This is a genomic window from Heliomicrobium gestii, assembly GCF_009877435.1.
GTDB lineage: Bacteria > Bacillota > Desulfitobacteriia > Heliobacteriales > Heliobacteriaceae > Heliomicrobium > Heliomicrobium gestii.
On the sequence record NZ_WXEX01000013.1, the window covers coordinates 69949 to 88110 of the forward strand.

At 62.5% G+C, this 18162-nt stretch carries 19 protein-coding genes; 13 read left to right on the top strand and 6 right to left on the bottom strand.

What is annotated here, in order from left to right; all coding sequences use genetic code 11:
• Nucleotides 1-73 precede the first annotated feature (73 nt).
• Both GTO89_RS14095 and GTO89_RS14100 read left to right on the top strand, forming a co-directional pair.
• Nucleotides 74-868 carry a 2-phosphosulfolactate phosphatase gene (locus GTO89_RS14095; RefSeq protein ID WP_161262738.1) on the top strand — a complete coding sequence of 265 codons (795 nt, stop codon included), beginning with the start codon at nucleotides 74-76 and terminating at the stop codon, nucleotides 866-868.
• A gap of 35 nt (nucleotides 869-903) precedes the next feature.
• On the top strand, nucleotides 904-1362 hold the full coding sequence (locus tag GTO89_RS14100; RefSeq protein WP_161262739.1) for a DUF441 domain-containing protein: 459 nt from the start codon (nucleotides 904-906) through the stop codon (nucleotides 1360-1362).
• Between the two features lie 168 nt (nucleotides 1363-1530).
• Here the strand turns inward: GTO89_RS14100 and GTO89_RS14105 are convergent, their stop codons facing one another.
• The 5 genes from GTO89_RS14105 to GTO89_RS14125 all read right to left on the bottom strand — a co-directional run bounded on the left by GTO89_RS14105 (nucleotide 1531) and on the right by GTO89_RS14125 (nucleotide 6259).
• Nucleotides 1531-1788: a hypothetical protein gene (locus GTO89_RS14105; RefSeq protein WP_161262740.1), complete on the bottom strand. Its 258-nt coding sequence runs from the start codon at nucleotides 1786-1788 to the stop codon at nucleotides 1531-1533.
• Between the two features lie 16 nt (nucleotides 1789-1804).
• Nucleotides 1805-1975, bottom strand: a complete 171-nt coding sequence (locus tag GTO89_RS14110) for a hypothetical protein (protein WP_161262741.1) — start codon at nucleotides 1973-1975, stop codon at nucleotides 1805-1807.
• Nucleotides 1976-2155: 180 nt separating this feature from the next.
• Nucleotides 2156-3586 (bottom strand): MFS transporter, encoded by a 1431-nt coding sequence (locus GTO89_RS14115; RefSeq protein ID WP_235920482.1) that lies wholly within the window; start codon nucleotides 3584-3586, stop codon nucleotides 2156-2158.
• A 168-nt stretch (nucleotides 3587-3754) separates the two neighbouring features.
• Nucleotides 3755-5476, bottom strand: a complete 1722-nt coding sequence (gene acsA, locus GTO89_RS14120; RefSeq protein ID WP_161262742.1) for an acetate--CoA ligase — start codon at nucleotides 5474-5476, stop codon at nucleotides 3755-3757.
• Between the two features lie 285 nt (nucleotides 5477-5761).
• Nucleotides 5762-6259 carry a hypothetical protein gene (locus tag GTO89_RS14125; protein ID WP_161262743.1) on the bottom strand — a complete coding sequence of 166 codons (498 nt, stop codon included), beginning with the start codon at nucleotides 6257-6259 and terminating at the stop codon, nucleotides 5762-5764.
• 312 nt (nucleotides 6260-6571) lie between these two features.
• Here GTO89_RS14125 and GTO89_RS14130 point away from each other — a divergent pair, with 312 nt between their 5' ends.
• The 4 genes from GTO89_RS14130 (at nucleotide 6572) to GTO89_RS14145 (ending at nucleotide 11800) form a co-directional block, all read left to right on the top strand.
• Nucleotides 6572-6949 carry an ArsR/SmtB family transcription factor gene (locus GTO89_RS14130; protein ID WP_161262744.1) on the top strand — a complete coding sequence of 126 codons (378 nt, stop codon included), beginning with the start codon at nucleotides 6572-6574 and terminating at the stop codon, nucleotides 6947-6949.
• A gap of 140 nt (nucleotides 6950-7089) precedes the next feature.
• The gene (locus GTO89_RS14135; protein WP_161262745.1) at nucleotides 7090-8178 is read left to right on the top strand and encodes a permease; all 1089 of its coding nucleotides are present in this window, start codon (nucleotides 7090-7092) and stop codon (nucleotides 8176-8178) included.
• A gap of 12 nt (nucleotides 8179-8190) precedes the next feature.
• The gene (locus tag GTO89_RS14140) at nucleotides 8191-9168 is read left to right on the top strand and encodes a TIGR03943 family putative permease subunit (protein WP_161262746.1); all 978 of its coding nucleotides are present in this window, start codon (nucleotides 8191-8193) and stop codon (nucleotides 9166-9168) included.
• Nucleotides 9169-9250: 82 nt separating this feature from the next.
• The gene (locus GTO89_RS14145; protein ID WP_161262747.1) at nucleotides 9251-11800 is read left to right on the top strand and encodes a DEAD/DEAH box helicase; all 2550 of its coding nucleotides are present in this window, start codon (nucleotides 9251-9253) and stop codon (nucleotides 11798-11800) included.
• Nucleotides 11801-11909: 109 nt separating this feature from the next.
• On the opposite strand, the gene GTO89_RS14150 is transcribed toward GTO89_RS14145, so the two are convergent.
• The gene (locus tag GTO89_RS14150; RefSeq protein ID WP_161262748.1) at nucleotides 11910-12239 is read right to left on the bottom strand and encodes a thioredoxin family protein; all 330 of its coding nucleotides are present in this window, start codon (nucleotides 12237-12239) and stop codon (nucleotides 11910-11912) included.
• Nucleotides 12240-12348: 109 nt separating this feature from the next.
• On the opposite strand from GTO89_RS14150, the gene GTO89_RS14155 reads away from it, so the two are divergent.
• The 7 genes from GTO89_RS14155 (at nucleotide 12349) to GTO89_RS14185 (ending at nucleotide 18158) form a co-directional block, all read left to right on the top strand.
• Nucleotides 12349-13167: a class I SAM-dependent methyltransferase gene (locus GTO89_RS14155; protein WP_161262749.1), complete on the top strand. Its 819-nt coding sequence runs from the start codon at nucleotides 12349-12351 to the stop codon at nucleotides 13165-13167.
• Between the two features lie 93 nt (nucleotides 13168-13260).
• Nucleotides 13261-13719 (top strand): RrF2 family transcriptional regulator, encoded by a 459-nt coding sequence (locus GTO89_RS14160; protein WP_161262750.1) that lies wholly within the window; start codon nucleotides 13261-13263, stop codon nucleotides 13717-13719.
• Nucleotides 13720-13743: 24 nt separating this feature from the next.
• Entirely contained in the window at nucleotides 13744-14208 is a 465-nt protein-coding gene (locus GTO89_RS14165; protein ID WP_161262751.1) for a pyridoxamine 5'-phosphate oxidase family protein, read from the top strand.
• 125 nt (nucleotides 14209-14333) lie between these two features.
• Nucleotides 14334-15146: an NAD(P)/FAD-dependent oxidoreductase gene (locus tag GTO89_RS14170; RefSeq protein WP_161262752.1), complete on the top strand. Its 813-nt coding sequence runs from the start codon at nucleotides 14334-14336 to the stop codon at nucleotides 15144-15146.
• A gap of 83 nt (nucleotides 15147-15229) precedes the next feature.
• On the top strand, nucleotides 15230-15424 hold the full coding sequence (locus GTO89_RS14175; protein WP_161262753.1) for a DUF1858 domain-containing protein: 195 nt from the start codon (nucleotides 15230-15232) through the stop codon (nucleotides 15422-15424).
• A 257-nt stretch (nucleotides 15425-15681) separates the two neighbouring features.
• On the top strand, nucleotides 15682-17172 hold the full coding sequence (locus GTO89_RS14180; RefSeq protein ID WP_161262754.1) for a DnaD domain-containing protein: 1491 nt from the start codon (nucleotides 15682-15684) through the stop codon (nucleotides 17170-17172).
• 11 nt (nucleotides 17173-17183) lie between these two features.
• The gene (locus tag GTO89_RS14185) at nucleotides 17184-18158 is read left to right on the top strand and encodes an ATP-binding protein (RefSeq protein WP_161262755.1); all 975 of its coding nucleotides are present in this window, start codon (nucleotides 17184-17186) and stop codon (nucleotides 18156-18158) included.
• Nucleotides 18159-18162: the final 4 nt, after the last annotated feature.

The following is an 18162-nucleotide window of genomic DNA, read 5'->3' on the forward strand; positions in this document are numbered from 1 at the left end:
GCCGGTGGCGGAGCCGCCCTCAGCGGGTTCGAATCATCGATGGTGAGCGGGAAGGGAACCGGAGGGAAGCCGCTTGTATGTCGAGGTGATCGCTACCCATCAGAACGTGACCCGTGACGAGTTGGAAGGCCGGTATGTCATCGTCATCGACACCCTGCGGGCCACCTCCACCATCGTCACCGCGCTGGCCCACGGCTGTAAACAGGTGTTTCCTGTGGCCAATCTCAATGAGGCGAGGGTGCTCGCGTCCAGCTGGGACAGTGACAAGGTGTTGCTGGGGGGAGAGGGGCAGGGACGTCCCCTCCCGGGGGTCTTCCTGGGCAACTCCCCTCGCGACTATACGGCGGAAGTGGTGGGCGGCAAGACGCTTTTCTTGGTCACCACCAACGGCACGGTGGCCCTGCAAAAAGCGCAGAAGGCCGCCCCGGTGCTGGTGGGCAGCCTTTTAAACGGCGAGACGGTGGCGCGCCGCGTTCTTCACGACGATCCCGATGACCTGGTCATCCTCTGCGCGGGAACGCAGGGTTACTTCGCCCTGGAGGACATCGTCACGGCGGGCAAGATCATCGGCCACATCTGGGAAAGCCGCCCTGCCGTCGTCAATGAGCTGGCCATCGCCGCCTTCCAGTTGTACCAGTTCAATCAGCAACAGCTGCCGTCGCTGATGGCGCAGACCATCCATGGCCGGCGGCTCGTCGACATGGGCGATGGGGACGATCTGCGCTTTTGCCTGCAGGAAGACATCTTCCCCCTGCTGGCCCATCAGGCGGTGGCCCGCGTCTGCCTCTTGACGCCCGAGCCGGCGCTGGCTCAGGAGAACAACGGCAGTCGTGGCAGTTCATGGCATGGAACCCAAGGGAGAGCATAAGATCAGTAGCAGATTACCCGCGGGAGGCGTTGCCCTTGCGTGGCGGGACTGTGCTGCTGATCTTTGTTTTGCTCTTGGGCGCCATCGCCCGTTCTCCCATGACGGTCATGGCCGCTGCGGCGATCCTGGCGCTGAGTTATCTCGGCTGGGGCGGCCTGCTGGAATGGATTGAACAGAACGGGGTGGACATGGGCCTCATCATGCTTACGTTGGCCATGCTGGCGCCCTTTGCGACGGGCAAGGTGGGCGCCCGGGAGGTCTTGCTTTCCTTCGCCTCCCTGCCGGGGCTGATCGCCCTGATCGGCGGCATCCTGGCGACCAACCTGAACAAGCAAGGCATCGACCTCTTGTCGGGGGAGCCGCAGATCATCGTGGGGATGATCGTGGGATCACTCGTCGGCATCGTTCTCTTCGGCGGCGTCCCCGTGGGACCGCTGATGGCGGGCGGGCTGACGGCGCTCTTTTTGCAGATCTACTGGTGGCTGACGCGCTGACCAGCAGCTGAATGGCTCAGGGCGGATGGCTCATAGCCCAGGTCTTACGGCTTATGGGTGATGGCCGGTGGCCGAGCCGTTGCGGCAGGTCAGCGGGCCAGCGCAGGCGTTCGCAGACGCGCTCTCTGTGCGTGGCGGCGCTTCCGCAGTGTCGACGGCTGGCAGTGACTAGTCCTCTTTGCGCCCGATCGGTTCTTCCGGCCGGAGGGCCGGATGGGGACCGGAAGCCGCCGGGTAGTTCGGCGGAGTCGGCGGCGCGTGATAGACGTTCATGGGCTGGTGCTGGCGGTACTTGTTGAGGTTGACCAGTTCGCGCAGGTCCTGGCGGATGGCGCTCAAGGTGAAGACGAACCAGACGAGCAGGACGATTTGAATCAATGCGGCGATCATCATCATGTTCATCCCGGGTCCCATCGTATAGGGCAAGGTGGCACTCCCCCTTCTATCGACGTCGGAGCCGAATCGCGTCGCGAATATCGGTCACGGCTTCGGTCATCTGGTTGACCTGGCAGATGTACCAGATGACAAGGCCGAGCCAGCCGGCGATCATGTAGGGCATCATGTGCAGCCACCGGCGGCGGCTGGCCGGGGAGCGGCGATAGCGGTAATGCATCGGTTCACCTCCTCCCATCGAATGGAATCGAGAGAGCGATTGGGCGGACGGAAAGGGAGATGGCACGGTGGAGATGGAGATCCAGAAGGGTGCCCCGAATTCACAGGGCGATTGGGGATAAGTCTGTGGATAACCTGTGAAAAAGGGCGTTGGGTTGTGGATTTTTTTGCTCGGTCTCTGTTAACCGGCTGCGCCGGTGGCCTGGCTTTTTGGCGTTTTCAGGAAAAACCAGGCCAGAACCAGCGTGGCGGCGCCGGCCACCGCCCAGGGGCCGTAGAGCGCCCAAGGGCCGCCTTTTTCCAGCAGGCTGAAGACGGGGGGACCGAGGGCGACGCCGATGAAGCGAACGCCGCCGTAAAAAGCGGTGATGGCGCCGCGTTTTTCTTCGGAGGCGGAAGAGGTGACGATGGTGTTCAGGCTGGGCAGCGTCAGGCCGGTGCCGAGGCCGAGGACGGCCAAGAGGGCCAGTACGGCGGGGATCGTCTTAAACAGGGCCGACAAGACCAGTGCCGTCGAGAAGAGTCCGAGGCCTGTCAGCAGGGTCGTCTTCAGGTATTGGGGTCGTTTTTGCAGGAAAAAGCCGGTGCCCAGGGCGGTGCTGGCCGAGGCCAGCACGGGAATGGCCAGGACAAGCCCCTTGCGCACGCCTTGCAGGCCATAGGTGGCTTCCAGGGCGTCGGAGAGGTAGGAGAGGACGCCGAAGAGGGTGAAGAGGGCGAGCATGCCGCCGAAGAAGGCGATCAACAGTGTGGCCGCCTTTTTCTGAAACAGTTCGGAGACGCCGGAAAAGTAAGCTGAAAAGCTTTTGTTGGCCTGGCCCGGCGATATCGGTTTCTCTTTGACCAAAAAGGCGATGGCCAGGGCGACGGGAACGGCGAGGGCGGCATAGACGAAGAAGAGGGACCACCAGATGAGCAGGACGAGCAGGGAACCGAGGATGGGGCTGATGACCTTGCCGAGGCCGTTGGTCGACTCGAGCACCCCGAGGGCCTTGTTGCGCGACTGGTTCTGGTAGAGGTCGCCGATGAGCGCCATGGCGATGGGGGCCGTGCCGGCGGCGGCGAGTCCCTGGACGATCCGTCCCGTCAGCATGACGGCGTAGGAATTTTGAAACAGGACGGGGGACAGGCCGGAGATGAGGCCGCCGATGCCGTAGAGGAGCAGCGCCGGCACCATGATCTTCTTTCGCCCGATGCGATCGGACAAAAAGCCCAGAAAGGGTATGGCGAGACCGGCGGGGATGGAGAAGAAGGTGATCAGGAGGCCGACCTGAAAGGGGCTGATGCCCATGGCCTCGCGGATCTGGGGGAAGGCGGGGATCAGCATGGAGTTGCCGAGCACCATGATCAGGGGGACGCCGGCGAGGGCGGCGAGCACCCAGTTGTCGGCTTTGGCCGCGCCGGCGGCGCTGCTCTTCCCGTCCTCTCGCGCTGACGAGAGGGCGGGGCTCAAGGTGCCGGCCCACTCGCTGGCAAACTCTGTTCCGGCAAACTCGGCGATGTTCGTCTCCGACCGGGACGGCCGATCGATGGCGCCGGCCCACTCGCCGCTCGGTATGTCCTGTTTCACCTCAATCGGGTCCAGACGGGAAGCGCGATGGGAATGCTCCATGGCGATTGGTCCTCCTGTCGCAGGGCGTTCCGTTCTCGTTTCATTGTTTCCCGTCGACGGGCGCCCGTTGAACGGGGATTGCTGGCAAAAAAAAATGCGCCCCGCCGTCGTCGGTCACCGGGGGCGCGAAGGGGAAAATGGAGCAAGGATTGCGCAAATCGCGAGGCGTTAGTCTTCCATGGTCGAGAGATCGCCCGTCGGCAGGCCCAGTTCCCAGGCCTTGAGGACGCGGCGCATGATCTTGCCGGAGCGGGTCTTGGGCAGTTTGTCGCGGACCTCGATCTCCCGAGGCGCCGCATGGGCGGCCAGCCCTTTTTTGACGAAATCGACGATCTCCGTTTTTAACTCGTCGGTCCAGAGGTAGCCTTCGCGCAGGGCGATAAAGGCCTTGATGATCTCGCCGCGCAGCGGGTCAGGTTTGCCGATGACGCCGGCCTCGGCGATGGCCGGGTGTTCCACCAGTTTCGATTCCACCTCGAAGGGGCCGACCCGTTCGCCCGACGTGTTGATCACGTCGTCGATGCGGCCTTGGAACCAGAAGTAGCCCTCTTCGTCCATGTAGGCCGAATCGCCGGAGATGTACCAGCCGTCGATCTTGAAGTACTCCTGGTATTTGGCCGGGTTCTTCCAGATCTTGCGCATCATGGAGGGCCAGGGCGTTTTGACGGCCAAGTTGCCCATCTGCAGGGGCGGCAGCTCGTTGCCCTTGTCATCGATGATGGCGGCATGGATGCCGGGGAAGGGTTTGCCCATGGAACCGGGCTTGATCGGCATGCAGGGGTAGTTGGAGATGATCTGGCCGCCCGTTTCGGTCATCCACCAGTTGTCGTGGATGCGGCGGTCGAAGGCCTTGAGGCCCCAGCGGACCACCTCCGGGTTGAGCGGTTCGCCGACAGAGAGGACATGGCGGAGGTGCGAGAGGTCAAACTGTTTGACGATATCGTCGCCGGCCCCCATGAGCATCCGGAAGGCGGTGGGGGCGCTGTACCAGACGTTGACCTTGTAATCCTGGATGGTTTTATACCAGTCGTCGGGGCGGAAGCGGCCGCCGCGGACGACGGAAGTGACGCCGTTGAGATAGGGCGCCCAGACGCCGTAGGAGATGCCGGTGACCCAGCCGGGGTCGGCCGTGCACCAGTAGATGTCGTCAGGCCGCAGATCGAGGATCCACTTGCCGGTCTGGTAGTGCTGGATCATGCCGTTATGGACATGGAGCACGCCTTTGGGCTTCCCCGTCGATCCCGAGGTGTAGAGGAGCAGCATGGGGTCTTCCCGGTCCACCCATTCGATGGCTGTCTCCGGCGGCGCGTCGGCCATCTCGGCCCGCCAGTCCAATTCGCCTTCGCCGAGGCCGCCGTCGAGCGGATCGACCATGAAGATGTGCTTGAGGTGAGGCAGTTCCTCTTTGGGGATGCGCTTGCGGAGCGCTGGCGTGGTCACGATGGCGACGGCCTCGGCGTCGGCCAGGCGGTCGCGGACGGCGCCTTCCATGAAGGCTTCAAAGAGGGGGCCGGCGATGGCGCCGATTTTGATGATGCCCAGGAAAGACCAATACAGTTCCGGGCTGCGGGGCATAAAGATGAAGACCCGGTCCCCTTTGCCGATGCCGTGCTTGCGCAGGACATTGGCAAAGCGGTTGGACTGTTCCATCATCTGCCGGTAGGTGACCGCCTCCTGGCGGGTGGGGTCGGAGTAGTACAGCGCCACTTTTTCGCCGAGGCCTTTCTCCAGCACGTTTCGGTCGATGGCTTCGTAGGCGATGTTGACCTTTCCGGTGTTGTGCCAGGAAAATTCGCGCTCCACATCTTCCCATCGAAAGGTTGCGCGGGCGTCCTCGTAGGATTTCAGGTTGCAATCGCCGGGGAAGACAGGGATACGCTCGGTGTGCATGCCATACCCTCCTATTGACTGTTTATTAGGAATTTTCAGAATTTAGAGTTTTTATGGGACTTATTTTAGCAAAAGAAATCGGTGGCGTACAGTCTTTTTTTGCGACGCCACCGATTTTTCCGGAACTCTTTTTTGAATCGGTTCGCAGGGTTGGGGTTCCGATTCGGCCCCAGTGGCCTGTCGATATTGGGGATAGATTGGGGAGTCAGTGGATAACTCTGTGGATAAGGTGCAAAAATCCACAAAAATTGTGGATAACCCCTTCGTAGGCTGTGGAAGACACCTTTACAAGTTGGGGATTTTCAACTGCGGGATTTTGACGAGGAACTGTTTGCGCTGCTCATGGCGCGCCTCAGCGTCAACGACAAAGGCCCGGTAGCGCTCGATGGCGTCGGCGATGTTGCCGATGACCGTCTCGAGGGGGTATTTGGACACGAAGACCCATGTCGGCAGCAGGTTGACGTCCGAGGGGGTGATGAAGTCGCGCCCCATGATCTCGCCGTTTTTGGTCAAGGTATAGAAGATCTTCTTCTGTTCATCATAAACCAGCACGATCTCGGGGTAGTGGTGACCGGTGTTGGCGATGGGAAACTTGATCCCGCTCCGGTAGATTTTATCGAGGGCCGGCAGGATGTTTTCGATCACTCGCTGCAGCAGGGACGTCTCCTGGGTCTCCAGCGTCGATACTTCCCAGGTGATCTTGGACAGTTTTTGGTCAAGGCCATCGATCTCGGCAACGAGTTGTTCGGGGGTGTCGAGCAGTTGCTCTTGCAGTTTCGTCATGGCGGACCCCTCCTCTAGACGGTTCTTCGTGAAGGCGCTTTGGGAAGACCTTGTGGGAACGACCTTTTGGTAACGGCCGTTATGGGACAGGCATGGGTCGATTATGCTAGTGTAATTCGATTCGCAGTGGGAAAACCCTGCCGGGCTGGCGTGGGCCGGAAGGAATTGGCCCTGTCGATCGAGAAGGTAGGCCCAATCGGACAATCTGTGGCCCCATGAACGCAAGCATGTGGCCCCATGCCGAGTGAAAAAAGCGCATCCTCGTGCGTCGTCCGCGTGCGTGCTGGGTGATGTGAATGGAGTGCACGTTCTATGACCGTTGATGAGCGGGTTTTGGCGGCAGGCGACCGCTGTGATGAGGTCTGTGTCCATGCCGATGTGGTGGACAAGCGGCGGGAGCAACTGTTGCCCTTGGACACCTACCAGGATCTGGCCCAGTTGTTTAAGGCCCTGGGCGACCCGAGCCGCAGCCGGGTGCTGCACGCCCTCTCCTTCGGCGAACTCTGTGTCTGTGATTTGGCGAGCCTGCTGGAGATCAGCCAGTCGGCTGTTTCCCACCAGCTGCGGCTCTTGCGGGGGCTGCGTCTCGTCAAGTACCGCAAGGACGGCAAGATGGTCTATTACAGCCTTGATGACGAGCATGTCCGGGGCTTGCTGCGCCAAGGATTGGAGCATGTAAGCCACCGGTGACGAGGCGCTGACGGCGAGCCTTTTTTGAACGGTGTCATCGTTTTGAGGATTTGCATCTTTTTGCCCGGCGGCAGACCCTTTGGTCTAGCCGCCGGGCTTTTTGTGTATCCATGTAAGGACAAACTATAGGAAAGCGGGGGATGAGCATGACGGTTCTCGTCATGCGGGTGAGGCATCTGGCCGCCGAAAAGGCCTGGCTGGGCGCTGTGCTGGCGGCCTTGGCGCTGATCGCGGCGGCGACCTGGCTGGCCCTGCGCGCCGAAGGCGGCGCCGTGCCTGTCCTGTTCCTGGGGATCCTCTTGGAGGCCTTGCCCTTCCTGTTGCTGGGGGTGATCGTCTCGTCGCTGGTGGAGGTCTTCATCCCGCCGGACGGGATGCGGCGTTTGCTGCCGTCGAAGCCCTGGGCGGCCATTTTGGCGGCGTCGCTGCTGGGGATGCTCTTCCCCTTTTGCGAGTGCGGCATCATTCCGGTGGTGCGGCGGCTGGTGCGCAAGGGCATGCCCCTTTACGCCAGCATGGCCTTCCTGCTCGCCGCGCCGATCATCAACCCCGTCGTCATCGCCTCGACAGCCATGGCCTTTCGCGGCCATGAGGAGATGCTCGTCGGCCGGTTGCTGGGGGCCTTGCTGGTGGCCTGGCTGACCGGGATGGCCTTTCTCTTCTGGCGGGGCGACGGGATTCGCGCCGATGAAGCCGACGGCTGCAGCTGCGGTCACGGCCATGGCGCAGGGGAGGCTCGTTGCGGCCACGACCATGGACACCGTCACGGACACCGCCATCCCTCCACTTCCGGCGACGGCGGCGCCTTTCCCTGGCTGGGCCGGTGGCGGGACGCGGCGGATCATGCGGTGGACGAGTTTTTCGATCTGATCCCCTACTTTTTGACGGGGACGCTGATCGCGGCGGTCATGCAGGGGCTGTTGCAGCCGGACTGGCTGACCGAGGTGGCGAGAGACAGCGGCCAGTCGACGCTGATCATGATGCTGCTGGCCTTCGGCCTATCCGTCTGTTCGAACGCCGACGCCTTTTTGGCCAGCGCCATGACGCCCGGCTTTACGGGCGGCTCTGTGCTCGCTTTTATGGTCCTGGGTCCCATGCTGGACATGAAAAACACCTGGGTGCTCTTTCGGTCGTTCCGGCCGGCCGTTGTCTTGTTCCTGCTCGTCTGGCTGCCGGCGCTGGTCTATCTCTTCGCCTGGGGGGCGAATCAGGGATTTTTTCCAATGTAAAGGGGGATGGACATGGGCGCCGATGCGGTAAAGCTGGTCTACCTCACTGGGCTCGCCCTCTGGGCGGGCTGGATCGTCTACTCGGGACGAGCCGAGTTGTATATTCACCCGCGCTTCTCGCCGGCCCTTGCGGCCGCCGCCTGGGCGTTGGCCGCATTGGCGCTGTCTCAGGCGTTCCGCCTGATCCGGCAGCGGCGGTTCATGCTATCCGCTTGGCGACTTCCCGCCGGCCGCGCGGTCGTGAAACCGTTGGGAGCGGGGGTGCGCTATGGGCTGCTGACGCTGCCCCTCCTGTTTGCCCTGTTGCCGGGCGGCCAGGTGCTCGGCGGCGACTATGCCGCCCACAAGAGCCTGCGCCACGCGCCGGAGGCGGAAGCGCCGGCGGGGGAGGGCTTTTTCTCCGGTCTGCAGGCGCATTTTCACGATCCCGACCGACGTTGGTTTGGCGGAACCCACCCGCCGGCGGCTCGGGAGGGGCTGCCGGCCGCCCAGGGCGACGCGCCGGCGACCCGGGAAGGAACACCGCCGGCTGGAGGAACGCCCGGCGGGGGAGGGCAGGACGGCGCGCCGCCACCGGGGGGCGACGGCGCGAAAAAAGGGGGGCCCGCCAAAGCGGAGCCGGTGCTATTTGATGAGAGGAATTTCCTGTCGCTGCTCATGGCGATCAATCAGGAGCCGGGCCAATTTGTCGACCGTCCCGTTGAGATCAGCGGCTTTCTCGTCGATGCGCCTGCCGGCGGCGAAGGGCTCTATATCGGGCGCTATGTGGTCAACTGCTGTGTCGCCGATACGGTGATCATGGGATTGCCCGTCGAGAATACGGAAAGATGGATGAAGGGAGAGGACAAGATAAAAGTGGGGGATTGGGTCAAAGGGACGGGCCGGCTGCAAAAAGCCGTCAAAGCTGGCGCGCCGGGGGGGCTGATCGTCTCGCTGAAAGAGTTGGCCGTCGAGAGCCGGCCGCGCAACCCCTATATCTATGCGGAATGAGGGGAAAGGGGAGGAAGAAAGAGGAGACACAGGCTGCCGGGGCGAAAGATTCCGGCAATAAGGCATGGCAGCGAAAGGAGACATGGCATTGCGAAGGTTTGCCCCTTCCAACCGAACGCAGCAATCGCAGCGACGAAACCGCCCTCCGGTCGCTCCGGATCGGTTCCGGGAAAAAACGGCGGAGGAGCCGGGCGGGATCGCCCACCCCGGAGAACTGTTGCCTGTGGAGGCCCTGCCGGCGGATCTGCGCGTCTTTCGGCGCACCTTGCGCCCCCAAAAACTGCCCAAACCGCCGGCGTCCCATCCCGAGAATCCCATCTGGCGCGGCTTACAACTCGACGATTTTCAGGTCGAGGCGATTCGCGCCCTTGACGACGGCTTTGACTGCCTGGTCGCCGCCCACACGGGCAACGGCAAAACGCTGATCGCCGACTACCTTGTCGACAGGGCGATTCAAGAGGGCCGGCGCGTCTTTTACACGGCGCCGATCAAGGCCCTGTCCAACCAGAAGTACCGCGACTACTGCCGCCACTATGGCGAGGGCAATGTGGGTCTCCTGACGGGCGATCACCAGATCAACCGCCAAGCGCCGATCATGGTGATGACGACGGAGATCTTTCGCAACATGCTGATCGAGAAGGACATCCCCGGCGAACTGTCCCATGTCGTCTTCGACGAGGTTCACTACCTGAACGACCCTGAGCGGGGCGCTGTCTGGGAGGAGTGCCTGATCCTGCTGCCGCCGCAGGTGCGGTTGCTGGGCCTCTCGGCGACGGTGCCCAACATTCACGAGATCGCCGACTGGCTGAGCCATGTCCACGACCGGCCCGTGCCGATCGTGCGCTACCTGCACCGCCACGTGCCCCTGGAGCACAACTACTACCAGCGCGACACGGGCCTATTGGAAGCCGGCGACGTGATCCGGCTCTGGGAGGAGTTTTCCGAACCGGCGGCCGATCTGGCGGAACAGAAGGCCCGGGAACGGCGATCACCTTTTAAAAATTTTTCCCGCGGTCTGCCGGCGACAAGCCATCGCAGCCTCGTGGGCTGTTTGACGTCGATGGAACTGCTGCCGGCGCTCTACTTCCTCTTCAGCCGCAACGGCTGTGAAATGGCGGCCCGGGATTGGCAGGGCCATACCTTTCTCGACGAGGCGGGGCGGGAGGCGGCTGAGGCGTCCCTGGGCGAGGTGGAGGAGCGGTTGCCGGGGCTGACGGCGACGACGATCTGGGCGGCCATGCGGGACATGCTCGGCCGCGGCATCGCCTTTCACCATGCCGGCCTGCCGCCGGTGGTGAAGCAGGCCGTCGAAGAGATGTTCGGCCGCGGCCACATCCGGCTGCTCTACGCCACAGAAACCTTTGCCGTCGGCATCAACTATCCCGTGCGGACGGTCTGCATCGATTCGACGACCAAGTTTGACGGCAAGAGCTTCCGCGTCATGACGGGCACCGAGTACCACCAGATGGCCGGACGGGCCGGTCGCCGGGGCATGGACGAGCAGGGCCTCGTCATCGTCCGCGTCGACTACAACAACTACGCGCCCGAGCGGTTTCCGAATTGGCCGGAGCGGCAGCCGGAGCCGATCCGTTCGCGTTTCACCCTGTCTTTTAATTCCGTCGTCAACCTGGCGGCCCACCACTCGAAGGAGCAGGTGGACAAGATCCTGACGAACAACTTCAAGGCCTACCAGGAGTCGGCCGAGATCCGCCAGGCCCAGAAGCGGCTGGAGCGGCTGCGGACGAGCCTGGGCGCGGCTCGTTGCTATCTCGTCGGCAAAAACGCCTGCCCGGCCGTGCGGTACAGCCTGGACAAGGAGATGCGGACGCTGGAGCGGCGGATCCGGACATGGAAGCAGCAGAAGGTGAAGAGCGACCGGCTGAAGGCGCGGCTGGAGCAGGCCACCCAGCGCCAGGCGGAGATCCGGGAGCAGTTGACAGGGTTGCCCCACATGCGCTGCCACCGCCAGGATCAGGCCAACTGCCAGAAGCGCAACACGGAGACGTCCGGTTTTTATCAATCCTGGGAAAACGCCGAAGGACAGCTGGCCCGCGCCCGCGATCAGATCGACAAGATCCGCCGCGAGTATGAGCGCATGGTCGGTTTTTTGAAGGATAAACAGTACCTGACCGAGGAAGGGGCGCAGTTGCCCCGGGGCGCCGTGCTGGGCAAGCTCCATGTGGAGGAGTTGCTGGTGACGGAGTGGCTCTTTGAAGGCCTCTTCCATGATGTGACGGAGACGCAACTGGCGGCGCTGATCGGCGGCGTCGTTCAGGAGGAGAGCCGCTTCGAGCCCCATGTGACGGGGGCGTCCCGCACCATGGGCGGCTGGGTGGAAAAAGCGCGGGACACCTTCTTCCGGGTCCGCGATCTCGTGCCGGCGGGCCTGCCCCAGCCCCACTTTCGTTCGGAAGGTTGCTACCTGATCAAAACGCTGATCGAGACGGCCAACTGGTCCGACTACCTGAACCTGGTCAACATGGCCGAAGGCGACGCCATCGCCCTGGCCCGCCGGACCATGGATGTGCTGCGCCAGTTGGCCCGGGCCGTCGAGGAGGACGAGGCCCTGCGCAAAAAAGTGGGACGGGCCCAGGATCTGGTGGCCCGTCCGGAGGTTGTCGCCGGGTTGTAATTCACGAGAGCGATGGGGCGGCGGCGATGCTTGCGAGGCGCTGGCGCGGCGCCGCCATGGAGTGAGCAGGGCGGGGGCACGATGCTGCGGGATGGGCGGAGAGCGTTGCTCAGGTTGTTCCCAGCGCCGCCTTCAGGAATTCCTCCATCTGCGCCTTCGTCTTGCAGTAGCGGCTGTGCAGCCTGTCCGACTCCTGGCCGTCGCGAAAGACGATCAGCGTCGGGATGCCCCGGATGCTGAAGCGCTGGGCCAGGTCGGGCTGTTCGTCGGCGTTGACCTGGCCGAAACGGGCCGTGCCCGCCAGGGTTTCGGCCAACTGCTTATAGCCCATCTCTGTCCGGACACAATCGGGACACCACTTCGTGTAAAACTTGACGACATACAGGCCGCCGTCGCCGACGGCGTTGTCAAAGGTCTCCCCGTTTAACTGGTCGATCACAGGCGTTCCCTCCCTGTTGGTGTACTCTTTTCTCTCTCTATTGTAGCATTTCGACACGAAAAAGGGTAAGTATGGACTTGGTTCCATATCGTGCCAGATGGAGGCGGCCGTGAATTTATATGAAGCGTTGTTTCCTTTTTATGACACCGTCTTCCCGGTCAAGGCGCCGGTCGTGGATTTTTTGGCGGGACAGTTTTCAGCGTCGCCTGCCGTCGCCGGCTCGGGCTCAGGGGAATCGGTGACCGATGGGGGCAGCGCCCCCGGCGGCCTTCGTCTCCTCGACGCCGCCTGTGGGACCGGCGGCCATGCTCTGGCGCTGGCGAAACGGGGTTTTTCCCTGAGCGCCATTGATCTGCAGGCGGAGATGATCGCCGTCGCCAGACAGAAGGCGGAGGGCCTCGCCTCGCCGCCGCGCTTCGCCGTGATGGACATGAGCGCTGTCTATCCGGAGACCCTCGGTCGCTGGGATGGTGTCTACTGCATCGGCAATTCCCTGCCCCACCTGGGCGATATGACGGCCATTCGCCGCACCCTGGCCCGCTGGGCCGCAGGGATGCGCACCGGCAGGGGAACGATCGTCATCCAGGTGGTCAACTTTGCCCACGTGCTGGCGAAGGGAGGCCAATTGCCGACGCTGGAAGGGACCCAGGCGGGGCGGGGCGTCCGTTTTGAGCGGCGCTATGAACCGGGGGAGGAGGGCCGGATCCGGTTCTTGACGCGGCTGATCGTCCGTGAAGCCGATGAGGCGGCCGAGCGGGCCGATGAAGAATGGACGGCGGAAACGCAACTGCTGCCCCTATCGCCCCTTGACCTGAGCGGAGCCCTTTCCGAATTGGGGTACGACGATCTGCGCTGGTTCGGCGACTTGACCGGCAAGGAACGCCGCGCCGACAGCCCGGCGGTGGTGGTGGTGGCGCACAAAGCCTGAGCGGCGGCGGTGATGGGCCGAGGCGGTTGACAGGAGGCGCGCCGGGGAGTACCATAACATTATCGATTCACTAATATTTGAGGGGGAACTCCCGTGGAGATCACGCGCAAAGCCGAATACGCCATCGCCGCATTGCTCGACCTGACCCTGTTGCCGCCCGGCGAGTTCACCCTATCGAAGGATATCGCCAAGCGGCAGGGGATCCCGACCAATTTCCTGCCCCAGATCATGGCGGCCCTCAGCCGCCACGGCTGGGTCGAGTCGACGCGGGGCGCCGGCGGCGGTGTTCGTCTCGCTGTCGAGGGGGGGACGATCACCTTGCAGGCGGTCATCGAGGTGGTCGAGGGGCCCATCGCCATCAACCGCTGCCTGGTGGCCGCTGGCGCCTGCCCGAACCAGGCGGGGTGCCCCCTCCATCATGTCTGGGCGCGGGCCCAGGGCGCCATGCTGGATGTTCTCGCCAACACGACGATCGCCGACCTGGCCCGGGCGAAACGGGCCATCGGGGAAACGGGGTCCGGGGAGGGAGCCCCTGCCTGCTGCGGCGGGTAATGGTCAGCAAGGGGAGGAATGCCGATGTTTCGGACACTACGGAAACAAGAGCGGGAACTGGCGTCTGTTGAGACGATCGAACTGTTGAGAACCGGCGAATACGGGATTTTATCGACGGTAGGCGAAGAGGGATACGCCTACGGCGTGCCTGTAAGCTATGCCTATTTTGACGAAGCCGTCTACGTTCATTGCGCCCCGGAAGGGCACAAAGTAGATAACATACGATACAACGACAAGGTATCTTTTTGTGTCGTCGGGAAAACGTGCCTGTTGCCGGAGAAATTCAGCACCAAGTATGAGAGCGTCATCTTGTTTGGGCGAGCCAGCGAGGTATGTGATCAGGAAAAAAGGGCGGCCCTGGTAAAACTGATCGAAAAATACTCGCCCGATCATCGGGAGCGCGGCGAGGCCTATATCGAAAAAGCATGTTGCCAGACGAGGGTCATCAAAATCGCCGTTGAGCACATAACGGGCAAGGCAAGAAAGTGAAGGATGCAAGAGGCGCATCGACGTGGGCGTCTCTTGCATCTTCTCTTTTAACGAAAAACCTTCCGCGGTTGGGGCCGGGAAAAATCAGAAACACTAGGTGCGGGTAAAGGAGGCGGTAGGGCCTTATGGACGCGCAGACACCCATCCCGCCCGGTTTTTCCGATATGCTCGCGCCCCGGGGGGCGAACAAGCAGCGAGACAAGAAGACCTTTGCCATCGTGCCCCACCATCCCGGCGGCTTCATGAGCCCGAACCAGTTGATGCGGATCGCCCAGGTGGCCCAAAAATACGCCACCACGGTCAATGTGACCTCGGGTCAGCAGATCATGCTGATCGGCCTGCAGCGGGAGAACGTGGAAAAGGCCTGGCAGGAGTTGGGCCGTGAGCCCGAGGGCCTCTTGGGTCCCCGGTGCCGCGGCGTCCGTTTCTGCCCCGGCATCGCCTTCTGCAAGCGCGCCACCTCGGACAGCATCGGCTTGGGGACGTTGCTGGACAAAAAATTTCGCGGCATGGACATGCCCAACAAAGTGAAGATGAGCGTGGCCGGCTGCTACCTCTCCTGCACCGCCCCAGCCATCCGTGACATTGGCATCATCGGCCTTGATCATGATCGCTACCGGATCCTGATCGGCGGCGCCGGCGGCCATGCGCCCCGCCTGGCCGACCTGTTCATCGAAGGGGTGAACCGCAAGCAGGTCCTGGCCATCTGTGAGCGCCTGCTCCATTACTACCGGGAACGGGCCAACCCCGGCGAGCGCATGGGCGAGTTTGTGCCCCGCTTCGGCCTCGATCGGATCCGGCGGGAGGTGCTCGGCGACATGGCCGATCTGCCCCGCTGGCCGACGGCGCAAGAGGAGGCGCAGCGGCACGTCCAGCCGGGAGAACTGTTTTCCCTGGAGACGCAGACGGGTGGCGAGCCGAGTTGCCCCTTGCCCTGATCCGATCGTGTCCCGTGCAACTGGAAAAATAAGGGATCACCATCGATCGACACCAGAAAAACACCAGCGGGAGGTGTGAAGGCATGATCACCAAGGACATGATCATCGGTGATGTCGTCGCCCAGTATCCGGAGACGGTTCCTGTCTTTCAATCCTTTGGCATGCAGTGTCTTGGCTGTCCCTCAGCCCGCGGCGAATCGGTGGAAAAGGCGGCCGGTGTCCACGGCTTTGACGCCGATCGGCTGGTGGAGGCGCTCAATGAGGCGCTAAAAAAATAGTCCACCAACCGGTTCGAGGGGGGAGAAAAGAACGAACCGTCGTAGATTTCTAGCGCAAAACCGGAATAGGACGAGATAGAACCGCAAAAGAGGATCGAGGGAAAACAGGGAGTCGGCATGGCATCCGATTCCTTTTTTTATCGCCGTTCATTCACCGAGTCAGATCCTTTGGCCGGTCCGGTCAAGAAAACTCTTTGCCACCTCGCGGCAGGCGGTTTACAATGATAATCGCCGGATGCCAAAGGAGGAATGTGCCGGTGACCTTGGCCAGATGGATGCATCTATTGTGGGAAAACAATGCCTTGCATTTACATAACCTGATCTATCATTCCAGAGAAGACCTGCAACTGAGCAACGACCTGGTCCAGGAACTGCTCGTCATTGAGGAGCGGGTGGCTGCCGCTGGAACGGAGGGGATCCTCCCGGCCAGCCTGCCCCGGCATGTGGCCGACTCGATCGCCCGGCTGAACAAGGTAGGGCTGTTGGAGGTTCAATGCAAGGAAGACCGGGTCTTCCTGTCCTTTGAACCTCTCTTCGATAAACTGTTGAAAGGCCGGATGGGCGACGGCGACGTCAGCCGGCAGTACATGCTGATCATGGAAGAAGTCCAGGAGGAGATCCGACGCCTCGAGGACTTGCGAAACCGCCAGGTGCTCGAGCGGCGCCAGATCGATGAGGAGCGCAAGGCCCTGTTGGAGCGGGAGGAGCGTTTGGCGTCCCGGGACGACGATCTGCGCCGGATGCAGCTGTCGCTGATGGAGAAGGATCAGTCCCTTCATCTGTTGCAGATGCGTCTGGCCGAGGAGGAGCGGCAGTTTCAGGAGGAACGGCGCCAGTTGGATCAGGAACGCTCTGATCTGGAAGGCATGCGCCGGGAACTGGACGATGCGATCAAGCTGCATACGGAGCGGCAGACGGGCTATGGGCCGTCGGCATCTGCCGGCGCTTTGCCGCTGGGCGCGCCGGCGGGGTATGGCGCGATGGCGAACGGCGCTGGTTCGTCCGCCGGCCTGAGCGCTGCCCCCGGCTATGGTCCCGCCGCTGCGCTGGGAGGCGCGCGCGGCAGCCAGTTCCCCCCTTCTGTCATGGAAGACAACGGTCCCTTGATGCACTTTTTGCAGCAGTTGCGGGGCGGGGCGGCCAACGCCGAAGAGGCCCGCGACCTTCGCAAGATCCAGATGCGCCATCACTGGTCTGACGCTTTTTTGCTTGATTTTTTGCAGGCGGCGGCCCGCGGCGGCGTCCGCGCCATTCCGGAGTTTCGCCGCCAGGCCGAGATGGTCGCCGCCTGGGGGATTGCCGGTTCGGACAAATTGGCCGAGTTTTTCGGCAAAAAGACCTATCTTGAGGAAAAGGTGTACGAGGTGTGGCTGACCCTGGGCAGCCCCAACAAGATCAACGATATCTTCCGGGACACCTATGTGAAGTGGTCCCAGACCTGGGGCTTTTCCCATGAGGTGATCCTGCGCGCCTGCCAGGAGGCCTACAAGGGCGCGGCCAACCCGAGCATCAACTATGTCGACAAGGTGCTCTCTCGCTGGCATGAGGCCGGTGTGCGGACTGTCGAGGATGGCGAGCGGGAGATCGATCGCTTCCGGCAGCAGCGTTCCCGCGGCGGCGGGGGACGTCCGGCAGGGCATCTGCCCCATGCCGCTTCGGCGTCCCAGCGCGGTCCCCAAGCCGGGGTCAACGTGGTTCCCAAGAGTGAGGAAGAAGCGAAGGCCTACGAACAGTTCCGCGACCTCTAGGAGGAGCGACAATGATCAACCGAGACAACAAACGGCTGCAAAAACAGGCCGAGCGTGATCGACGCGTGGAAAAACTGCACCAGACCTATCCCGAACTGGCCTCGCTGGAACGGCGGCTGCGGTTGACGGGCATCCGCCTCGTTCAGGGGGCCATCGGCCGGCTGACGCCGGAGGAGTTGGCGGCCCTCAATCAAGAGCGGCAGGAATTGACGGCGGCGCGCCGGGACCTTTTGCAACGGCTGCGCATTGACGCCAGCCTGTTTGAGGTTCACTGGGACTGCCCCCGCTGCGAGGATCGCGGCTGGACCGATTTTGGCGTCAAATGCCCCTGCCTGATCCAGGAAGAGATCGACGAGGCCTTTGCCCAATCGGGCCTGACAGGGGATATGAAAAGCCAGACCTTTGCGACCTTCTCCATGGCCTGGTATGAGCGGCAGGAACACCTGCATCCCGGTCTGGCGAGCCGGATGCGGATCGCCGTGGAGCGCTGCCGTGATTTTTCCGACGCCATCATCGCCGGCAGCGGCAAGGGCAACCTGCTCTTTTACGGCACCGTCGGCACGGGCAAGAGTCACCTGTCGAGCGCCATCGCCAACCGTCTTTTGGGGGCCGGAAAGACGGTCATTTACCGCACGATCAGCCAGATCATGAGCAGCATCATGGAGGCCAAATTCGATTTCCAAAACAGCGGGCGCCAGCCGGAGGTGCTCACGGCCTTGCGGTCTGTCGATCTGGTCATCATCGACGACTTAGGGACGGAGAAGCCCACCGACTTTGTCGTCACGGAACTCTTTGAATTGGTCAACGACCGGTTGCGGATGGGCAAACCGATGGTGGTTTCGACGAACATCGAGTTGGGCGAGCTGGCCTCTTTTTACAACCATCGCCTGGCCGATCGCCTGATCATGCAGTCCTACTGCATCCTCTTCGAGGGAAAAAGCATCCGCCAGTTGATGAAGGTGGCCGGACACTCGGCCAACGGATAAGGGC

Bases quoted from the DNA above. Each gene is read 5' to 3' on its own strand.
- GTO89_RS14110 (WP_161262741.1), bottom strand. From the start codon at position 1,975: ATGCATTACCGCTATCGCCGCTCCCCGGCCAGCCGCCGCCGGTGGCTG.
- GTO89_RS14115 (WP_235920482.1), bottom strand. From the start codon at position 3,586: ATGGAGCATTCCCATCGCGCTTCCCGTCTGGACCCGATTGAGGTGAAA.
- acsA (WP_161262742.1), bottom strand. From the start codon at position 5,476: ATGCACACCGAGCGTATCCCTGTCTTCCCCGGCGATTGCAACCTGAAA.
- GTO89_RS14125 (WP_161262743.1), bottom strand. From the start codon at position 6,259: ATGACGAAACTGCAAGAGCAACTGCTCGACACCCCCGAACAACTCGTT.
- GTO89_RS14130 (WP_161262744.1), top strand. From the start codon at position 6,572: ATGACCGTTGATGAGCGGGTTTTGGCGGCAGGCGACCGCTGTGATGAG.
- GTO89_RS14135 (WP_161262745.1), top strand. From the start codon at position 7,090: ATGAGCATGACGGTTCTCGTCATGCGGGTGAGGCATCTGGCCGCCGAA.
- GTO89_RS14140 (WP_161262746.1), top strand. From the start codon at position 8,191: ATGGGCGCCGATGCGGTAAAGCTGGTCTACCTCACTGGGCTCGCCCTC.
- GTO89_RS14145 (WP_161262747.1), top strand. From the start codon at position 9,251: ATGGCATTGCGAAGGTTTGCCCCTTCCAACCGAACGCAGCAATCGCAG.
- GTO89_RS14165 (WP_161262751.1), top strand. From the start codon at position 13,744: ATGTTTCGGACACTACGGAAACAAGAGCGGGAACTGGCGTCTGTTGAG.
- GTO89_RS14170 (WP_161262752.1), top strand. From the start codon at position 14,334: ATGGACGCGCAGACACCCATCCCGCCCGGTTTTTCCGATATGCTCGCG.
- GTO89_RS14175 (WP_161262753.1), top strand. From the start codon at position 15,230: ATGATCACCAAGGACATGATCATCGGTGATGTCGTCGCCCAGTATCCG.
- GTO89_RS14185 (WP_161262755.1), top strand. From the start codon at position 17,184: ATGATCAACCGAGACAACAAACGGCTGCAAAAACAGGCCGAGCGTGAT.